Source organism: Shinella lacus, from assembly GCF_010994755.1.
Classification (GTDB): domain Bacteria; phylum Pseudomonadota; class Alphaproteobacteria; order Rhizobiales; family Rhizobiaceae; genus Shinella; species Shinella lacus.
Genome location: NZ_WHSB02000003.1, coordinates 366,746 through 382,190, shown reverse-complemented (window position 1 = coordinate 382,190; position 15,445 = coordinate 366,746). Strand labels below are relative to the sequence as shown.

At 62.9% G+C, this 15,445-nt stretch carries 16 protein-coding genes; 2 read left to right on the top strand and 14 right to left on the bottom strand.

Annotation, left to right across the window (positions count from 1 at the left end; genetic code table 11):
• Nucleotides 1-26: 26 nt before the first annotated feature.
• From GB927_RS09860 to GB927_RS09805, 12 genes are all read right to left on the bottom strand, one after another.
• Nucleotides 27-965 carry an ABC transporter substrate-binding protein gene (locus GB927_RS09860; RefSeq protein ID WP_256116572.1) on the bottom strand — a complete coding sequence of 313 codons (939 nt, stop codon included), beginning with the start codon at nt 963-965 and terminating at the stop codon, nt 27-29.
• 138 nt (nt 966-1,103) lie between these two features.
• Entirely contained in the window at nt 1,104-1,715 is a 612-nt protein-coding gene (locus tag GB927_RS09855; protein ID WP_256116987.1) for a cupin domain-containing protein, read from the bottom strand.
• An 84-nt stretch (nt 1,716-1,799) separates the two neighbouring features.
• A complete protein-coding gene (locus tag GB927_RS09850; protein WP_256116571.1) occupies nt 1,800-3,077 on the bottom strand; it encodes an L-fuconate dehydratase in 1,278 nt (425 codons plus the stop codon).
• Nucleotides 3,078-3,112: 35 nt separating this feature from the next.
• Nucleotides 3,113-3,847, bottom strand: a complete 735-nt coding sequence (locus GB927_RS09845; protein WP_256116570.1) for an SDR family oxidoreductase — start codon at nt 3,845-3,847, stop codon at nt 3,113-3,115.
• Nucleotides 3,848-3,868: 21 nt separating this feature from the next.
• Nucleotides 3,869-4,321, bottom strand: coding sequence for a MaoC/PaaZ C-terminal domain-containing protein (locus GB927_RS09840; protein ID WP_256116569.1), 453 nt, complete (start codon nt 4,319-4,321; stop codon nt 3,869-3,871).
• Nucleotides 4,322-4,402: 81 nt separating this feature from the next.
• Nucleotides 4,403-5,494, bottom strand: coding sequence for a Gfo/Idh/MocA family protein (locus GB927_RS09835; RefSeq protein WP_256116568.1), 1,092 nt, complete (start codon nt 5,492-5,494; stop codon nt 4,403-4,405).
• Between the two features lie 197 nt (nt 5,495-5,691).
• Complete coding sequence (locus GB927_RS09830; RefSeq protein WP_256116567.1) at nt 5,692-6,021, bottom strand: L-rhamnose mutarotase; 330 nt, start codon at nt 6,019-6,021, stop codon at nt 5,692-5,694.
• Nucleotides 6,022-6,024: 3 nt separating this feature from the next.
• The gene (locus GB927_RS09825; protein ID WP_256116566.1) at nt 6,025-7,143 is read right to left on the bottom strand and encodes a mandelate racemase/muconate lactonizing enzyme family protein; all 1,119 of its coding nucleotides are present in this window, start codon (nt 7,141-7,143) and stop codon (nt 6,025-6,027) included.
• A 1-nt stretch (nt 7,144) separates the two neighbouring features.
• Entirely contained in the window at nt 7,145-8,242 is a 1,098-nt protein-coding gene (locus GB927_RS09820; RefSeq protein ID WP_256116565.1) for an ABC transporter ATP-binding protein, read from the bottom strand.
• Nucleotides 8,243-8,245: 3 nt separating this feature from the next.
• Nucleotides 8,246-9,112, bottom strand: coding sequence for a carbohydrate ABC transporter permease (locus GB927_RS09815; RefSeq protein ID WP_256116564.1), 867 nt, complete (start codon nt 9,110-9,112; stop codon nt 8,246-8,248).
• Nucleotides 9,113-9,117: 5 nt separating this feature from the next.
• Nucleotides 9,118-10,014: a carbohydrate ABC transporter permease gene (locus GB927_RS09810; protein WP_256116563.1), complete on the bottom strand. Its 897-nt coding sequence runs from the start codon at nt 10,012-10,014 to the stop codon at nt 9,118-9,120.
• A 125-nt stretch (nt 10,015-10,139) separates the two neighbouring features.
• Entirely contained in the window at nt 10,140-11,450 is a 1,311-nt protein-coding gene (locus GB927_RS09805; protein ID WP_256116562.1) for an ABC transporter substrate-binding protein, read from the bottom strand.
• 159 nt (nt 11,451-11,609) lie between these two features.
• Between GB927_RS09805 and GB927_RS09800 the strand changes: the two genes are divergently transcribed.
• Both GB927_RS09800 and GB927_RS09795 read left to right on the top strand, forming a co-directional pair.
• Nucleotides 11,610-12,398 carry an IclR family transcriptional regulator gene (locus GB927_RS09800; protein WP_256116561.1) on the top strand — a complete coding sequence of 263 codons (789 nt, stop codon included), beginning with the start codon at nt 11,610-11,612 and terminating at the stop codon, nt 12,396-12,398.
• Nucleotides 12,399-12,461: 63 nt separating this feature from the next.
• A complete protein-coding gene (locus GB927_RS09795; protein WP_256116560.1) occupies nt 12,462-12,989 on the top strand; it encodes a MaoC family dehydratase in 528 nt (175 codons plus the stop codon).
• 4 nt (nt 12,990-12,993) lie between these two features.
• Here the strand turns inward: GB927_RS09795 and GB927_RS09790 are convergent, their stop codons facing one another.
• On the bottom strand, nt 12,994-14,130 hold the full coding sequence (locus GB927_RS09790; RefSeq protein ID WP_256116559.1) for an extracellular solute-binding protein: 1,137 nt from the start codon (nt 14,128-14,130) through the stop codon (nt 12,994-12,996).
• Complete coding sequence (locus GB927_RS09785) at nt 14,130-15,284, bottom strand: CaiB/BaiF CoA transferase family protein (protein WP_256116558.1); 1,155 nt, start codon at nt 15,282-15,284, stop codon at nt 14,130-14,132. The genes GB927_RS09790 and GB927_RS09785 overlap by 1 nt, the downstream gene beginning before the upstream one ends.
• Between the last annotated feature and the right edge of the window lie 161 nt (nt 15,285-15,445).

Sequence of the window (15,445 nt, the reverse complement as noted above, 5' to 3'; positions counted from 1 at the left end):
TTTCGGCCGAGCAGCGGTGGTCGGCTTTACTTGAACATGTCGCGATATTGGTCGACATTCTCCTTGGTGACGATGGTCACCGGCACGTTGATGATCGGCTCGATCGTCTCGCCCTTCTTGACCTTGACGAGCGCTTCCACGGCAGCCTTGCCTTCACCGGCCGGATCCTGCTGAATGACGGCAGTGACAAAACCCTGGTCGATGCCGTCGATTGCGGACTTCGTCAGGTCCCAGCCGAACACCTTGATGCTGTCGCCGCGGCCCTGGCTGGCGACGGCCGAAACGGCACCCAGCAGCGCCGGCTCGCCGGTGGCGTAGAGCGCATTCATGTCGGGATTGGCGGTCATCAGGTTTTCGGCGGCCGAAAGCGCCACGTCCTGCACGTTCTGGCCATCGACCGTGTCGAGGAACTCGACTTTCTGGCCCCCTTCGGTTACCGCCGCCTTGAAGCCATCGAGGCGCTGGTTCTGGATGAAGGAGTTGAGCGCGCCGACGACGCCGACCTTGGCGGCACCGCCCATGTCGCTCTTCACGTAGTCGGAGAAGAACTTGCCGATATCGCCGCCAGCCGCCGTGTTGTCGACGCCGACGAAGGCGATGTTGTCGCCTTCCGGAATCTGCGCATCGATGGCGATGACCGGGATGCCGGCATTCTTGGCTGCGGTGATCGCCGGCTTCACACCATTGACGTCGATGGCGACCAGAATGATGCCGTCGACCTTCTGGGTGATGTAGGTCTCGATCGCGTCGTTCTGTGCGGACGGCACGTTGTTGGCATTGAAGATGACGAGGTCGACGCCGGCAGCCTTGGCGGCGGCATTGGCGCCGTCATTGATCTGGTTGAAGAACAGTGCCTGCTGGTTGATGGTGACGAGTGCGAATGTATCGGCGAAGGCATTGGCCGCGCTCATGAGCGTCAGCGTGGCGGCCGCAGCGCAGCCGAGAAGATATTTTGTCCGACCCATTTTGATGTTCCCCTTGTTTGAAGCCGTTGGCGGCCACAGGAATTTACGAGAGGCATTATTCAAGTAACTTGAATTTATGTCAAGTTACTTGAATTTTCGGTTCTCAAAATCGGTCGAAGAGGATTTTAGAAAACGATATCAGAAGGTTGGCGGCGTATTGACCCAGAAGATCGAGGCGCGCTCCTCCCCGACATTGCGATACCAGTGGGCAAGTTCGGAATTGAACACGAAACTGTCGCCGGCGGAAAGCCGAAAGGTCTTGTCGCCGATCATCAGCTCGATTTCGCCGACCAGCAGATAGCCGACCTCCTCGCCCACATGCTGGATCGGCCCGGCACTCTGGCCACCCGCCTCGATGTGGTGGATGTTGCACTGGAGCAGATGGCCGGCCGAATAGGGAATGATGCGCTCCAGCGAGATGCCCTCGCCGCGGCGCAGCGGATCGAGCGTGATGAGCGGGCGCGTGCCGGCGCGAAACACCACGCCCTCCTCGCCATCGGTCTCCTCGAACATCCAACCGATGTTGGAATCGAGCGCGCGCACCAACCGGTGCAGCATGGGAAGCGAAGGCGAGGCCTTGCCGTTCTCGATCTTCGAGAGCAGGCTTTCCGAACAATCCGCCGCCAGCGCCAGCGCCTTCAGCGTCAGCCCGCGCGTCTGGCGCGTCAGCCGCAACCGCGCACCGAGCCGCACCGGATTCGACTGGATTCTATCCTCCCGGCTTTCAGACGGCAAAGGCGGCTTGACCATATTCATAATGTGCATATCGCATTGTTCGGGGTTGCGATCATAAATCCTTCAATCAAGGACTGTCCAGACCGCAGGCCTAGGGCTTCAGCCGCCGAACGTATAGGCCGCAATCGACTCCGGCTTCATCTCGATCGAAAAGCCCGGCAGAGACGGCGGCATGTAGGCGGCGTTCTCGATGCGGCAGGGGTCGATGAAGTGCTCGTGAAGATGGTCGACGAACTCGATCACACGGCCCTCCTTCGTGCCGGAGACGGCGATGTAATCGATCATCGAGAGGTGCTGGACATATTCACACAGCCCCACGCCACCGGCATGCGGCCAGACCGGCAGGTCGTATTTCGCCGCCATCAGCAGCACGGCAAGTACCTCGTTGAGGCCACCCATGCGGCAGCTGTCGATCTGCACGATGTCGATCGCGCCCTCGGCGATGAACTGCTTGAACATGATGCGGTTCTGGCACATCTCACCGGTTGCCACCTTCACGGGCGCGATGGCCTCGCGGATCGTCTTGTGGCCGAAGACATCGTCCGGGCTCGTCGGCTCCTCGATGAAATAGGGCTTGTAGGGCTGGAGCTCCTTCACCCAGTCGATCGCCTGCCCGACCTCCCAGACCTGGTTGGCGTCGATCATCATGAAACGATCGTCGCCGATCACCTCGCGGGCGATGCGCAGCCGCCGCTTGTCGTCCTCCAGATCGCGGCCGACCTTCATCTTGATATGGGTAAAGCCCTGGTCGACGGCCTCCTGGCAGAGGCGCCGCAGCTTTTCGTCATCGTAGCCAAGCCAGCCGGCGGACGTCGTGTAGCAGGGGTAACCCTCGGCCTCCAACGTCGCGATCCGCTCCGCCTTGCCCGCTTCGGCTTGTCTGAGGATGGCGAGCGCCTCCTCCGGCGTCAGCGCGTCCGTGAGGTAGCGGAAATCGACGATGGAGAGGATTTCCTCCGGGCTCATTTCGGCGACGAGGCGCCAGACCGGCTTGCCGGCCTGCTTGGCAAGCAGGTCCCACACCGCGTTCACCACTGCCCCGGTCGCCAGATGCATCGCGCCCTTGTCCGGGCCGATCCAGCGCAACTGGCTGTCGCTCGTCACATGGCGCCAGAAGCGGCCCGGATTTTCGCGCACCCAGTCGAGATCGAGGCCGACCACCAGATGTTTCATCGCCTCGATCGCCATGCAGCAGATGTCGTTGCCGCGGCCGATGGTGAAGGTCAGGCCGTGGCCTTCGAGACCCGGCGCGTCCGTGCCGAGCACGACATAGGCGGCCGAATAGTCCGGATCGGGGTTCATGGCATCCGAGCCGTCGAGGCTCTGCGAGGTGGGGAAGCGCAGGTCGATCGAACGCAGGCTGGTGATCTTGGTCATGGAAGCGGCCCTTGCAATGGTCGGTTTCGAGTATTTCAGATGGTCCAGCCGCCGTCGATGGCGTAGGCTTGGCCCGTCGTATAGGTGGCACCGGCGAGATAGACGGCGAGATCGGCGATCTCCTCCGGCGTGCCGATGCGGCCGATCGGCTGGCGGGCGATGAAGGCCGCACGCGCCGCCTCGTAGTCGCCCTGCGCCTTCAGGCGATCCTGCAGGGACGGGCTTTCGACCGTGCCCGGGCAGATGCAGTTGCAGCGGATGCCCTGCCCGACATAGTCGGCCGCAACCGACTTCGTCAGCCCGACGACGGCGGCCTTGGTGATGGTATAGGCGGCGCGGTTCGGCACGCCCTTCACGCTGGAAGCGACGGAGGCCATGTTGATGATCGCGCCATCCTTGCGCTCCAGCATCGACGGCAGCACCGCGCGAATGGTGCGCACCATGGCCCGCACGTTGAGGTCGAAGGCGAAATCGAGATCCTTGTCCGGCATGTCAAGGATCGAGCCGGCATGCACGAAACCGGCGCAGTTGAACAGCACGTCGAACGGCCCGGTCGCGGTGATGACGCGCGTGACCGCCTCGTCGTCCAGCACGTCCAGCACATAGGTCTCGATATTGGCCTCGCCCGCCAGGCTCTTCAGCGCATCGGCATTGATATCGGTCGCGACGACAGTGGCGCCGGCGCGGGCAAAGGCAAGCGCGCTCGCCCGGCCGATGCCCTGGCCGGCGGCGGTGAGGAGGACGCGCTTGTTTTCGAGGGAGAAAGACATGATGGCTCCTTGGATGGGACGTCAGGCGGCGTTCGGCCGGCGCTCGACGACGTAGATATGGTCAGCGGCGAGCACGACCTCGCCCTTCTGGTTGATGACTTCCGTGCGTTCGATCACGCGACCGAAGCCGGCGCGTTTCGGATCGTCTTCCTTGGCCGTTATCGTCACCCGGGTGTGGATCGTATCACCGATGAAGACGGGTTTGATGAAGCGCATGCGATCATAACCGTAAGAAAAGGCCACCGGATTGATGACGCTCGCGGTCAGCCCGACGCCGATCGAAAAGACCATGGTGCCATGCGCGATGCGCTGGCCGAAGGGCTGCGTCTTCATGAATTCCGCATCCATGTGGTGCGGGAAGAAATCGCCCGTATGGCCGGCATGCACGACGAAATCGGTCTCGGTGATCGTGCGCGCCATCGTCTTGCGACCATCGCCGATGGCATAGTCCTCGAAATATCTGACCTGTTCCATGTCCTGTTCCTGTCTAGAGCGTTTCCGCTTCGCGAAAATGCTCTAACTTTCTGTTTTTACGCAATTCCGGACGCAAAACCGCTACGCACTTTTGCTGGAATTGCTTTGGGGCCGGGCGGCGAGCGGCGTGGCGGGCGCGGCACTGGAAGCATAGGCCGCCTCGACGAGCGCCATGGTCATCCAGGCATCCTCCACCGAGGAAACGAGTTCGGCGTCCTCGCCCGAAACGAAGCGCTGGAGGTTCGCCATGCGGCCGACGAAGGCATCCGGAAACCACGTCCCTTCAAGCGGCACGGCCACCCAGCCATCGCCACCCTTCGGATAGATTTCCAGGATATCCGGCTCGCCGCGCGGATAATCGAGATTGACGCCGAGCTGGAGATAGGCCGCCCCCTCCGTGCCACAGACGCGGAATTCGCAGGCCTGGTGCCTGCGGCCGAATTTGTGATCATGGTTGATCGAGACGGCGCAGCGCACCCGGTCGCCATAGTCGAGGATCGCGGTGGTGCGCGTCTGCGCCATCGTGTGGTTCGGATGGCCGATCGATTTTGCATGTACGCCTTTCGGATCGCCTAGCACCTGGCGGATGACGTCGAGATAGTGGATCGAATGCATGGCGATCTCGATGCGCGGCAGGCCTTCGAGGAAGGACCAGAGCTGCCACGGCGTATCGAGCGCGAGATAGACGTCGAAATCCACCACCTCCCCGAGCAGCCCCTTGGCGATGGCATCCTTCAGCGCCAGCATCATCGGCGCAAAGCGAAGCTGGAAATTGACCGCAGCCTTGAGCTTCTTGCCGCGGCAGATTCTTAGAATTTCGGTCGCCGCCGCAAGATCGGCCCCCATCGGCTTCTGGATCAGCGCCGCAGCACCTTCGGGAAGCGCTGCGAGCACCTTGGCATGGGCGGCGGGCGGGGTGGCGAGGTCGAAGATTGCGTTCTCGACGCAGGCTGCTTCCTCGACGGTGCGGTAGGCGGTTACGCCCCATTTGTCCGCGAGCGCCTTCGCCTTGTCGTGATCGGGGTCGTAGAGCCCGGCAATCGGGAATTCGCCCTTGCGATAGGCCGGGTAATGCGCATCGTCAACGATCGAGCCCGCGCCGAAGGTGACGATCGGGCGCGGCTTTGATGGAAGCGGCCAGGATTGGGAGAGCGTGCGGGGTTCAAAGGGCATGGCGGGCCTCTTGAAGGTTAGGCTTCGCCTTACCCCCCTCTGCCCTGCCGGGCATCTCCCCCTCAAGGGGGGAGATCGGCAAGACGCATGGGTATTGCTCGAACTGAAACGCCAAAGATGGGCGAGACGATGCCCCATCCAATCTCCCCCCCTGAGGGGGAGATGCCCGGCAGGGCAGAGGGGGGTGAACCACGGCCTCACGCATGAAAGAATACCTCTTCCATGCTCGCCCACCACTCGCCCTCTTTCCGCGTCTCAAGCGGCGCCTGGCAGGGCATGCAGACGGCCCACCATTCCTGGGTCTTCGGGTCCGCCGCCATCTTCGCCATGTCACCGGCATAGTCGGTGCCGTGATATTCGAAGAAGGAGAAGAGCAGGTTTTCCGGCTCCTTCAGGAAGATCGAGTAATTCTTGATATTACAGCCGGAAATCATCGCAAGCACGTCGGGCCAGACGGCGGCGTGCAGGCGCTTGTATTCTTCGATCTTCTCCAGCTTGACGCCGATCACCATGCCGATGCGCTGCATGTCTCAGGCTCCCTTGCGGATCTCGTGCTCGAATTCGGCAATCGACCGGCTGCGGATCGCATCCCAGTCCCAATCGATGCCAAGACCGGACGTCATGGGTGCCAGCGCCATGCCGTTCTCTATTCTCAGACGCGAGGTGGTAATATCGTCGAGCTGCGGGATGTATTCGACATATTTGCCGTTCTGCACCGCACAGGTGAGGCTGACATGCAGCTCCATCAGGAAATGCGGGCAGACCGGCATATCGAAGGCCTCAGCCGCATGCGCCACCTTCAGCCAGGGCGTGATGCCGCCGATGCGGCCGGCATCGACCTGCACGATCGAGCAGGCGCCCTTCTGCATATATTCGCGGAAATGGCGGATCGAATAGAGCGATTCCCCGATGGCGATCGGCGTCGCGGTCGACCGGTTGAGGCGCACATGACCGTCGATATCGTCCGCCGGCAGCGGCTCCTCGATCCAGCCGAGATCGAGCTCGCGCAAGCGCTCGGCCCTTCGGATCGCCTCGTCGACGGAAAAGCCCTGGTTGGCGTCGGTCATGATCTCATAGCCATCGCCGACCGCCTTGCGCACCGCCGAAAGGCGCGCAAAATCCTCGGAGCCGTGCGGCTTGCCGATCTTCACCTTGGAGCCGGTAAAACCCTTCGCCTTGGCATCGAGCGCATCCTCGACCAGCGCTTCCACCGGGATATGCAGCCAGCCGCCTTCCGTCGTGTAAAGCGGGCAGCGATCCTTCGCGCCACCGGCGAGCTTCCAGAGCGGCAGGTTCTGCTTTCGGGCACGCAAGTCCCACAGTGCGGTGTCGATCGCAGCAAGCGCGATCGAGGTGATCGCGCCGATCGTCGTGGCGTGGGTGGCGAATTCCAACTCGTGCCAGATCGCTTCGATCTGGTCGGCATCGCGACCGATCAGGCGCGGCGCCAGATGATCGGCAAGAAGCCGCATGACGGAGGAACCACCGGTGCCGATCGTGTAGCTGTAGCCGGTGCCGACCGCGCCATCGCTGTCGGTGATGGTGACGAGCGGCGTTTCCTGCGAAACGAAGCTCTGGATGGCGTCCGTGCGTTCGACCTTCGGGCGAAGGTCGACCATTTTTAGTTCGATGCGTTCGATCTTCGCCATGTCAGCCTCGCAATGTACGGCCGCTGTCGCGGTCGAAGAGATGGGCTTGCGAGAGGTCGAAGCAGAACGGCAGCGTATCGCCGGGCGTCAGCCGCCGCGGGTTGAGCATGCGGCCGACCCATTCGGCACCGCCGAAATCGGAAAAGACCAGCGTTTCGTTGCCAAGTGGTTCGGTGAGAATAACGCGCAGATCCTGGTCGTGCACATCGGCATCCTCGCCGGAATGGATGCCGTGACCGGCCGGATAGAGATCGTCCGGGCGCAGGCCGAAGGTCACCTTCTGGCCGGCGGTAACACGCTCCCTGAAGCGGGCCGGCAGCGGCAGGCGGTCGCCGTTTTCGAAGACGAGTTGGCCGTCCGCCACCTCGGCATCCTTGAGGTTCATCGGCGGCGAGCCGATGAAGCCGGCGACGAATTTCGATTGCGGACGCTGGAAAACATCCTCCGGCGTGCCGACCTGTTCGATATAGCCATCGCGCATGATGACGATGCGGTCGGCGAGCGTCATCGCCTCCACCTGGTCGTGGGTGACGTAGATCACCGTCGACTGGACCTTGGCGTGCAGCTTCTTGATCTCGACGCGCATCTGCGTGCGCAGCTTCGCGTCGAGGTTCGATAGCGGCTCGTCGAAGAGGAAGACTTCCGGATTGCGCACGATGGCGCGGCCCATGGCGACGCGCTGGCGCTGGCCGCCGGAAAGCTGCGAGGGGCGGCGGTCGAGCAGATGCGTGAGGTCGAGAGTTTTAGCCGCCTCCTCCACCTGCGGCGCGATCTCCTCCGGCTTCTGGCCGGCGATCTTCAGCGAAAAGCCCATGTTCTCGCGCACGGTCATGTGCGGATAGAGCGCGTAGGACTGGAAGACCATGGCGAGGTTGCGCGAGCGCGGCGGCAGGTCATTGACGATCTTGCCGCCGATCTTGAGGTTGCCGCCGGAAATCGGCTCCAGGCCCGCGATCATGCGCAGCGTGGTGGACTTACCGCAGCCCGATGGGCCGACCAGCGCGATGAACTCGCGGTCCGCCACTTCGAGGTCGATACCATGCACCACTTCGACTGCGCCGTAGCGCTTAACCAGCTTTTCGAGGGAAACGGTTGCCATGGATTATCCTTTGACTGCGCCGGAGGTGAGGCCGGAAACCAGATGCTTCTGCACGATGAAGGTCAGCACGAGGGCGGGGATGATCATGATCACCGCCAGCGCGCACATGCCGCGCCAGTCGATGGTGAACTCCGCCGTATAGTCGAGCAGGCCGACGGGCAGGGTCTTGGAGTTGACGGAACGGGTGAGCTGCGAGGCCAGTGCGAACTCGTTCCAGGAGGTTAGGAAGGCGAAGATGCCGGCGGACGCGATGCCGGGGCCGGCGAGCGGAAACTCCACCTGCCAGAAGGCCTGCCAGCGCGTGCAGCCGTCGATCTGCGCGGCCTCCGCCAGATCCTTCGGCACCTGCCGGAAGAAGCCGTCGATCAGCCAGATGGTGAAGGGCACGTTGAGCGCCACATAGGCCATGATCAGCCCGAAATGCGTATCGATGATGCCGAGCTTCGAATAGACGAAGAACAGCGGCAGCGAGAGCGCGATGCCGGGCACGGTGCGCGTCAGCATCAGGCCGAGGAAGATCGAGGACTTGGCCCGGAACCGGAAGCGCGCGAAGGCATAGCCGCCGGCCATGCCGATGGCGAGCGCGATCGCCGTCGAGGTGACGGAGATGATCAGCGAGTTGCGGAAATACTCGATGACCGGAATACCGCCCTGCCCCACGCCGGAAAACATCGCGACATAGGCATCGAGCGACAGGTCCTGCGGGATCCAGACCGGCGGCTTCGCCATGATCTCGACCGTCGGCCGGAACGAGGCGAGCACGATCCAGAGCCCCGGCAGGCAGATGACGGTCATGGCCAAGAAGAGGCCGATCTTGTGGGCGATCGACAGGAGGATGCCGTTGATACGGGCTTTTGCGTTCTCGTTCATCGTACTCACCACTCCGCCGCAATCTGGGTCCGCGCCGCCGCAAGCTTGCGGTAGAAATAGACGGTGAAGAGGATGGAAAGCAGGATCGCGACATAGGCCATGGCGTTCGCCAGACCCATGCGGGCATCGGCATAGGCGGTGCGCGAGACGAGCGTCCAGAGCAGCTCCGTGCGCTTGGCCGGGCCGCCATCCGTCATAATCTTGACGATGTCATAGGCACGCGCAACGTCGAGCGAGCGGATGGTCATGGCGATATAGGCGAAGGGCATGATGAAGGGCCAGGTGACGTAGCGGAATGTCTGCCAGGGCGTGCAGCCATCGACGCGGGCGGCCTCGATCGGCTCCTTCGGCATGGCGAGCAGGCCGGCCAGGATGAGGATCGCGAAGACCGAGGTGGACGACCAGACTTCGGCGATCAGGATCGCCGTGAAGGCGAGCGTGCCGTCGATCAGCCACGGGATCGCCTGGTCGGTCAGGCCGAGCGATTGCAGGGCGTTGTTCACGAGGCCGATATTGTCGTTGAACATGAACTTGAACTGGAAGCCGACGAGGATCGGAGAGAACATCATCGGAAACATCATGATGGTGCGCAGCAGGCGCTGGCCGCGCGTCGCCTTCTCCACCAGCATGGCAAGGCCGAGGCCGAGCAGCATCTCGACATTGAGCGCGACGGTCAAAAGCAACACAGTGCGGCCGAACGCCGTCCAGAACTCCAGGTCCGTCAGGATGCGCGCATAGTTGCGAAAGCCGACGAACATATAGAGCGAGGCCGGCTGCGTCAGCCGGAAGGGCGTGAAGCTCGAATAGAGCGACAGGATGAGCGGGACGATGACGACGGCTGCCAGCACCAGGATGGCGGGCAGTAGAAGCAGAAACGGTGCCGGTGGCCTCCAGCCTTTCATATCGGCTTCTCCAGTCTTCACGAATGCAGGGAAAACCCGCCTGCCGAAACCGGCGGCGTTGAAATTTTCCGGAATGTCAAAAGGGGTGGCAAGTGGCGCCAGTTGCCCGGCGCCACAGGTTGGTCTTAGAGCGCGCCGGCGTCTTCGAGGATCTGCGTCGCCTTTTCGGCGGCGGCGTCCAGCGCTTCCTTGGAGGTCTTGTCGCCGAGGATAGCGGCCTGGAGCTCCGGATAGACGGCGTTGGAGATCTCGATCCACGATGCCGTCTGCGGCACCGCGAAGGCGTTCTTCGCGGCTTCCTGGAAGGCGGTCAGCACTTCCTTGCGGTACGGATCGCTTTCAGCCTGCTTGATGTTGAAATCCCACACGGCCGTGCGCGTCGGCAGCGGACCGGCGGAGGATTCCAGCTTCTGGCTGTCCTCGTTGGTGAGGAACCAGACGAGCGAGGCGGCGGCTTCCTTGTTGGCGCAGCTTTCCGTGACCGAGAAGCCATGGTGGCCGGACCAGCCGGTGCGCTTGCCGGAGGAACCGGCCGGCTGCACCTTCACGCCGACATTGCCGGCGACCTTGGACGACTTCGGGTCGTTGAAGAAGCTTGCCCAGCCAGGCCAGTCGAGGTTGACCGCGATGGTGCCGGAGGCAAAGCCCTGGCCGAGATCGTCCCACAGATAGTTCGTCGTGCCGGCCGGCACGGCCTTCGCCTTGTAGAGGTTGACGAACCAGTCGAGGGCGCGCACGCCCGCTTCCGAATTGAAGGCCGGCTTGCCGTCGGCGTCGAGATATTCGCCGCCTTCGGCCACCAGCATTTCATAGAAGCGGCCGTTGATCGCCTCTTCCTTGCCGGCATATTGCGTGCCGTAGAAATCCGGCGGATTGGAGAAGAACGTCGCCTGGTCGGTGACCTGCTGCCAGGTGTCCGGCGGGGTCAGGTCGTAGCCGTATTTTTCCTTGAACGCCGCCTTCTTGGCGTCATCCTGGTAGAGGCTCTTCTGGTAGTAGAGCGCAGAAACGTCGAACTGCGCGCGCGGCAGCATCACCAGCTTGCCACTGAGCGTCGAGGACGAAATGTTGGCCGGCACGAAGGCGTCGATCTCCTCCTTCGGCAGCAGGGCCGAAAGATCGGTATAGATATCCGGATATTGCGGGGCGAAGGACGAGTGGTTCGAGCCGACGCACCAGGTGATGTTGCCCGTTGCGATATCCGACTTGATTTCCTTGTCCAGCTCGAAGTGGTTCTTCTTCGAAAGCACGTTCACCTTGGCGCCCGTCGCCTTTTCCCATTCAGCGATGCGCGCGTAGAGCGCCTCATACTGCTGACCGCCGATGAGCTTCGCATCGACGGTGACGCCCTCGAATTTTCCCGGCAGGTCCGCAGCGAGCGCGGAACCCGCGCACATCAATGCACCGACCGCGACGCCGGCTAGAAATCTCGACATGTTCTCCTCCCATGTGGCTTTCGCCAGCCCTCACCAATAAGAGCTTCATTCATATACAAACCAATTATTCATTCATCGTCAAGCGGAAAACCGGATTCCGGCATTGCCATGGGGTATTTCTGCGTATATGAATTTACTCATTCACTAGAGGGATTTCAGGTGTCGGAAGACGAAAACGATCGCTACCGCGCGCCGGCGCTCGACAAGGGCCTCGACATCCTGGAACTGCTCGCCGGCGTCGATGGCGGGCTGACGCAGGCGGAAATCGCCAAGCGGCTCGACCGCAGCCCGAACGAATTCTACCGCATGCTCGACCGCCTCGTGAAACGGGGCTACGTCACCCGCATCGACGGCGACCGCTTCTCGCTGACGCTGAAACTCTTCGGCCTCGCGCAGCTCCACGCTCCGGTGCGGCGTCTGGTTTCCTTCGCCGTGCCGCTGATGCGCGAGCTTGCCGAAGCCTCGCGCCAGGCCAACCAGCTCGTCGTCTTCGACCGCGGCAATCCGGTGGTCATCGCCCAGCAGGAAGCCCCGGGTTACTGGGGCATTTCCATCCGCGTCGGCTCGCGCATCGGCCTGTTCGATACGGGTTCTGGCCATGTGCTGCTCGCCTTCCGCCCCGGGCTGGAACGCGAGCGCATGATCGCCGAACATGTCGGCGATGGCGGCACGGACGGGCGCGTGACGCCGGAATTTCTGGCGCGGCTCGATCTCATCCGCACGCGCGGCTACGAGATGATGCCGAGCGCGCAGACGGCCGGCGTCATCAACCTCTCGGCCCCCGTGCTCGGCGCGGACGGCACCGCGATCGCCGCCCTGACCGTGCCCTATATCACGCTGATCAACACACCTGTCGCGCCCGACATTTCCACGACGATCCAGCTCATCAGCGAGACGACCAGCAAGCTTTCCGAAATGACCGGCGCCGACTTCAAGCCCGGCGATTAATCAATTCGTATTTGAATATATCATTCTTCTGTGACATGGTCTTCTCGTTCAGAGGAGCCAAGCATGACGTCGACCGTCGGAATCGAAAGTACTCATCCCAAAACCATGCCGGAGGCCCATGCGGCGTTGCCGGTGTGGAATTCGGAGAACTGGTTCTACGAGGATTTCGCGGTCGGCCATAAGATCCGCTCGTTGCGCCGCACGATTTCCGAGGGCGAATCGATGCAGTTCAACGCGCTGGTGCTCGACATGCACCCCTATGTTGGCGACCAGATCTTTGCCGAGACGGAAGGCCTGTTCGGCCGCCGCCTCGTGGCCGGCGCCTTCGTCTTTTCGGCCGGTCTCGGGCTGGTGGCGACCAACTGCGTCAAAGCCTTCTCCTACGGCTATGATCGCCTGCGCTTTATCAAGCCCGTCTTCATCGGCGACACGATCTATACGATCCGCACCAATCTCGACAAACAGCCGAAATATGACGCGCTCGGCCTCATCCGCGCCTCCTACGAGGTCTTCAAAGGCGAAGGCGAGCTGGTGCTCTATTGCGAGCACATCCAGACCGTCAAATACCGGGACGGCAAGCCGGAGGCGTGAGCGCCTAGCGAAAACTCCTGACGAACAGATCGTTGAGGTCGGCCACGGCCTTCACCGCCGGCTCCGCGCTCGTCACGGCTCGGTTGATGCGCTGCGACGCAGCCTCCTGGAACGGCATGTAGCCGTCATGGCGCGGCCGCAGCCAGGCGCCTTCCAGCGTGCTGCGAGTGTTCTGGTAGAAGCCCAGCGTCGCGGCATTGGCCGCCTCATCCTCCCAGCCCGCGGCATGGCCGGGCTGGCCGCCGGAACGCCAGTAGCGACCGGCCTGCACCGCGCCGCCCGCAATCCAGTAAGCGAAATCGATGGCCGCCTCGCGGTTTTCGGAGAAAGCCGAGACGGCAATGCCCGTGCCGCCAAGCGCCGACCCGACCGGCCCGCCAGCGCCGGCAACTGGCATATCGGCAAAGGCGATGCGGTTTGCGCGAAAACCTTCGAGGGAATAGCTGACATAACCGTAGATCAGCGGCGAGAGGCTGTAGCGCGCGCCCTCCTCGCCCATCAGGTCCAGCACGGCGATCGGGTCCATGCCGATGCAGGCGGGATCGACGAGCGCCGCCAGTTCGCGGATCATCTCGATCGCCTGGACGCCGGTCTCGGCATCGACGAACGGCCGGTCCCGCTCCACCGAACATGGGTGGCCGAGATTGCCGCACAGCGTGAACAGGCACATCAGCGAATGCGGCGGGCGCAGCGGCAGCAGCACCTCGCCGGCTTTTGCAAGGTCGAGCACCTCCGCCCAGGTTGTCGGCGGCGCGTCGAGCCGGTCCGGCCGGAAGGCCAGCACCTGCGTCGCCGCGTCGATCGGGAACGCCCATTGGCGGCCCTGCCAGTTGTAGCTTGGGAAGGATTTGCCGACGGAGCCTTCGGCCAGCGCCGCGAAGGCGGTCTCCCGGTCCGGCTCATCCAGAGCCGCGAGGCAGTTTTCCGCCGTGATCTGGCCGACATGCGGATGGTCGATCACGATGAGATCGTAGCGGCGCGCCAGTTCTTCGACGGGAAAACTCTCGAAATCCTGCAGCGAGCGCTTGTCCCATTCGAGCGCGACGCCGGTCTTCTGCAACCAATCGTCCGAGCAGGCCACCATCGGATCGTAGCCGCGCGGATGGCTCCAGGTCATGCCCTTCAGGGTGACGCCGCCCATCAGGCGAACTCCGCCCGGATGCGGCCGGTATGTTCGCCGACCCGCGGCGCCGCCTGCCCGCCGCGCGGCCGGCGGCCGTCGACGCGCACGGGGCAGCGGGTCGTGCCGATCGAGACGTCGTCTTCGCGGGTGACCGTCTGCAACATGTCGAGCATGCGGAAACCGTCGCTCGCCAGCAGTTCCGGCCATTCCAGCACCTTGGAGCACCAGATATCCGCGGGTTCGAGGATGGACAGCCAATGGTCGACAGTCTCGGTCGCGATGCGCTCGGCAATGATCCGCTTGATCGCATCGCGCGCCGTGAACCACGCCTTGCTGTCGTCGCGATAGATGCCAAGCGCCTCGATCTGCAAGAGATCCTGCAACCGGCCGAGCGGCGTCATGGCGATCGCCAGATAGCCGTCCTTCGCCGGATAGACGCCGTAGGGCGCGGAAAGATAGGCATGCGCGCTGCGGAAGCCGGAGCGTTTCGGCTTGCGCCCGCCGTCGTTGAGATGGGTCGTCAGCACCTCGAACTGAAAATCGACCAGCCCTTCGAGCAGGCTTGTCTGGATATGGGCGCCCTTGCCGGAAATGCCGCGCCGCACCAGTGCCGCCAGAATGCCCTGGCAGGCATTGGCGCCGGCCAGCATGTCGGCAACCGCGAGACCGAACGGCACCGGCCCCTGCTCCTCGTCGCCGTTCAGCCACATCAGGCCGGAACGCGCCTGCGCCAGAAGATCCTGCCCCGGCCGCATCACCCAGGGGCCATCCTCGCCGTAACCGCTGATCGAGGCATAGACGATGGCCGGGTTGATCGCCTTCGCCGCCGCATAATCCAGGCCGAGGCGCTCGATGACGCCCGGGCGGAAATTCTGGATCAGCACATCGGCCCTCGCGATGAGTTTGCGCAGGAAGGCGAGATCGTCCGGGTTCTTGAGATCGATGCCGAGGCTCTCCTTGCCACGGTTGATGGCGTGGAACAGGGTCGAATCGCCGCCGACCTCGGTGTCGCTGAGATAGAGCCGACGCGACAGGTCTCCGCCGTCCGGCCGCTCGATCTTGATGACCCGGGCGCCGAGGTCGAGCAGCCGAAGCGAGCAATAGGGGCCGGAAAGGAACTGGCTCATATCGACCACGGTCAGACCGGCGAGCAATCCGGGTTCATCCTGCATGAAGGCTCCTCCCTGCGACGCCTCGAAAGATTCCGCAGAATTCTTATTTGAATTACTATTTTATATATGAGAACTTCACGCCCGCTTGTCAACGCCGAAGGCTCCCCACGGCACGCCCGGAAGACAACTTCGAAAAATTCGAATTATCATTTTGGATTTCG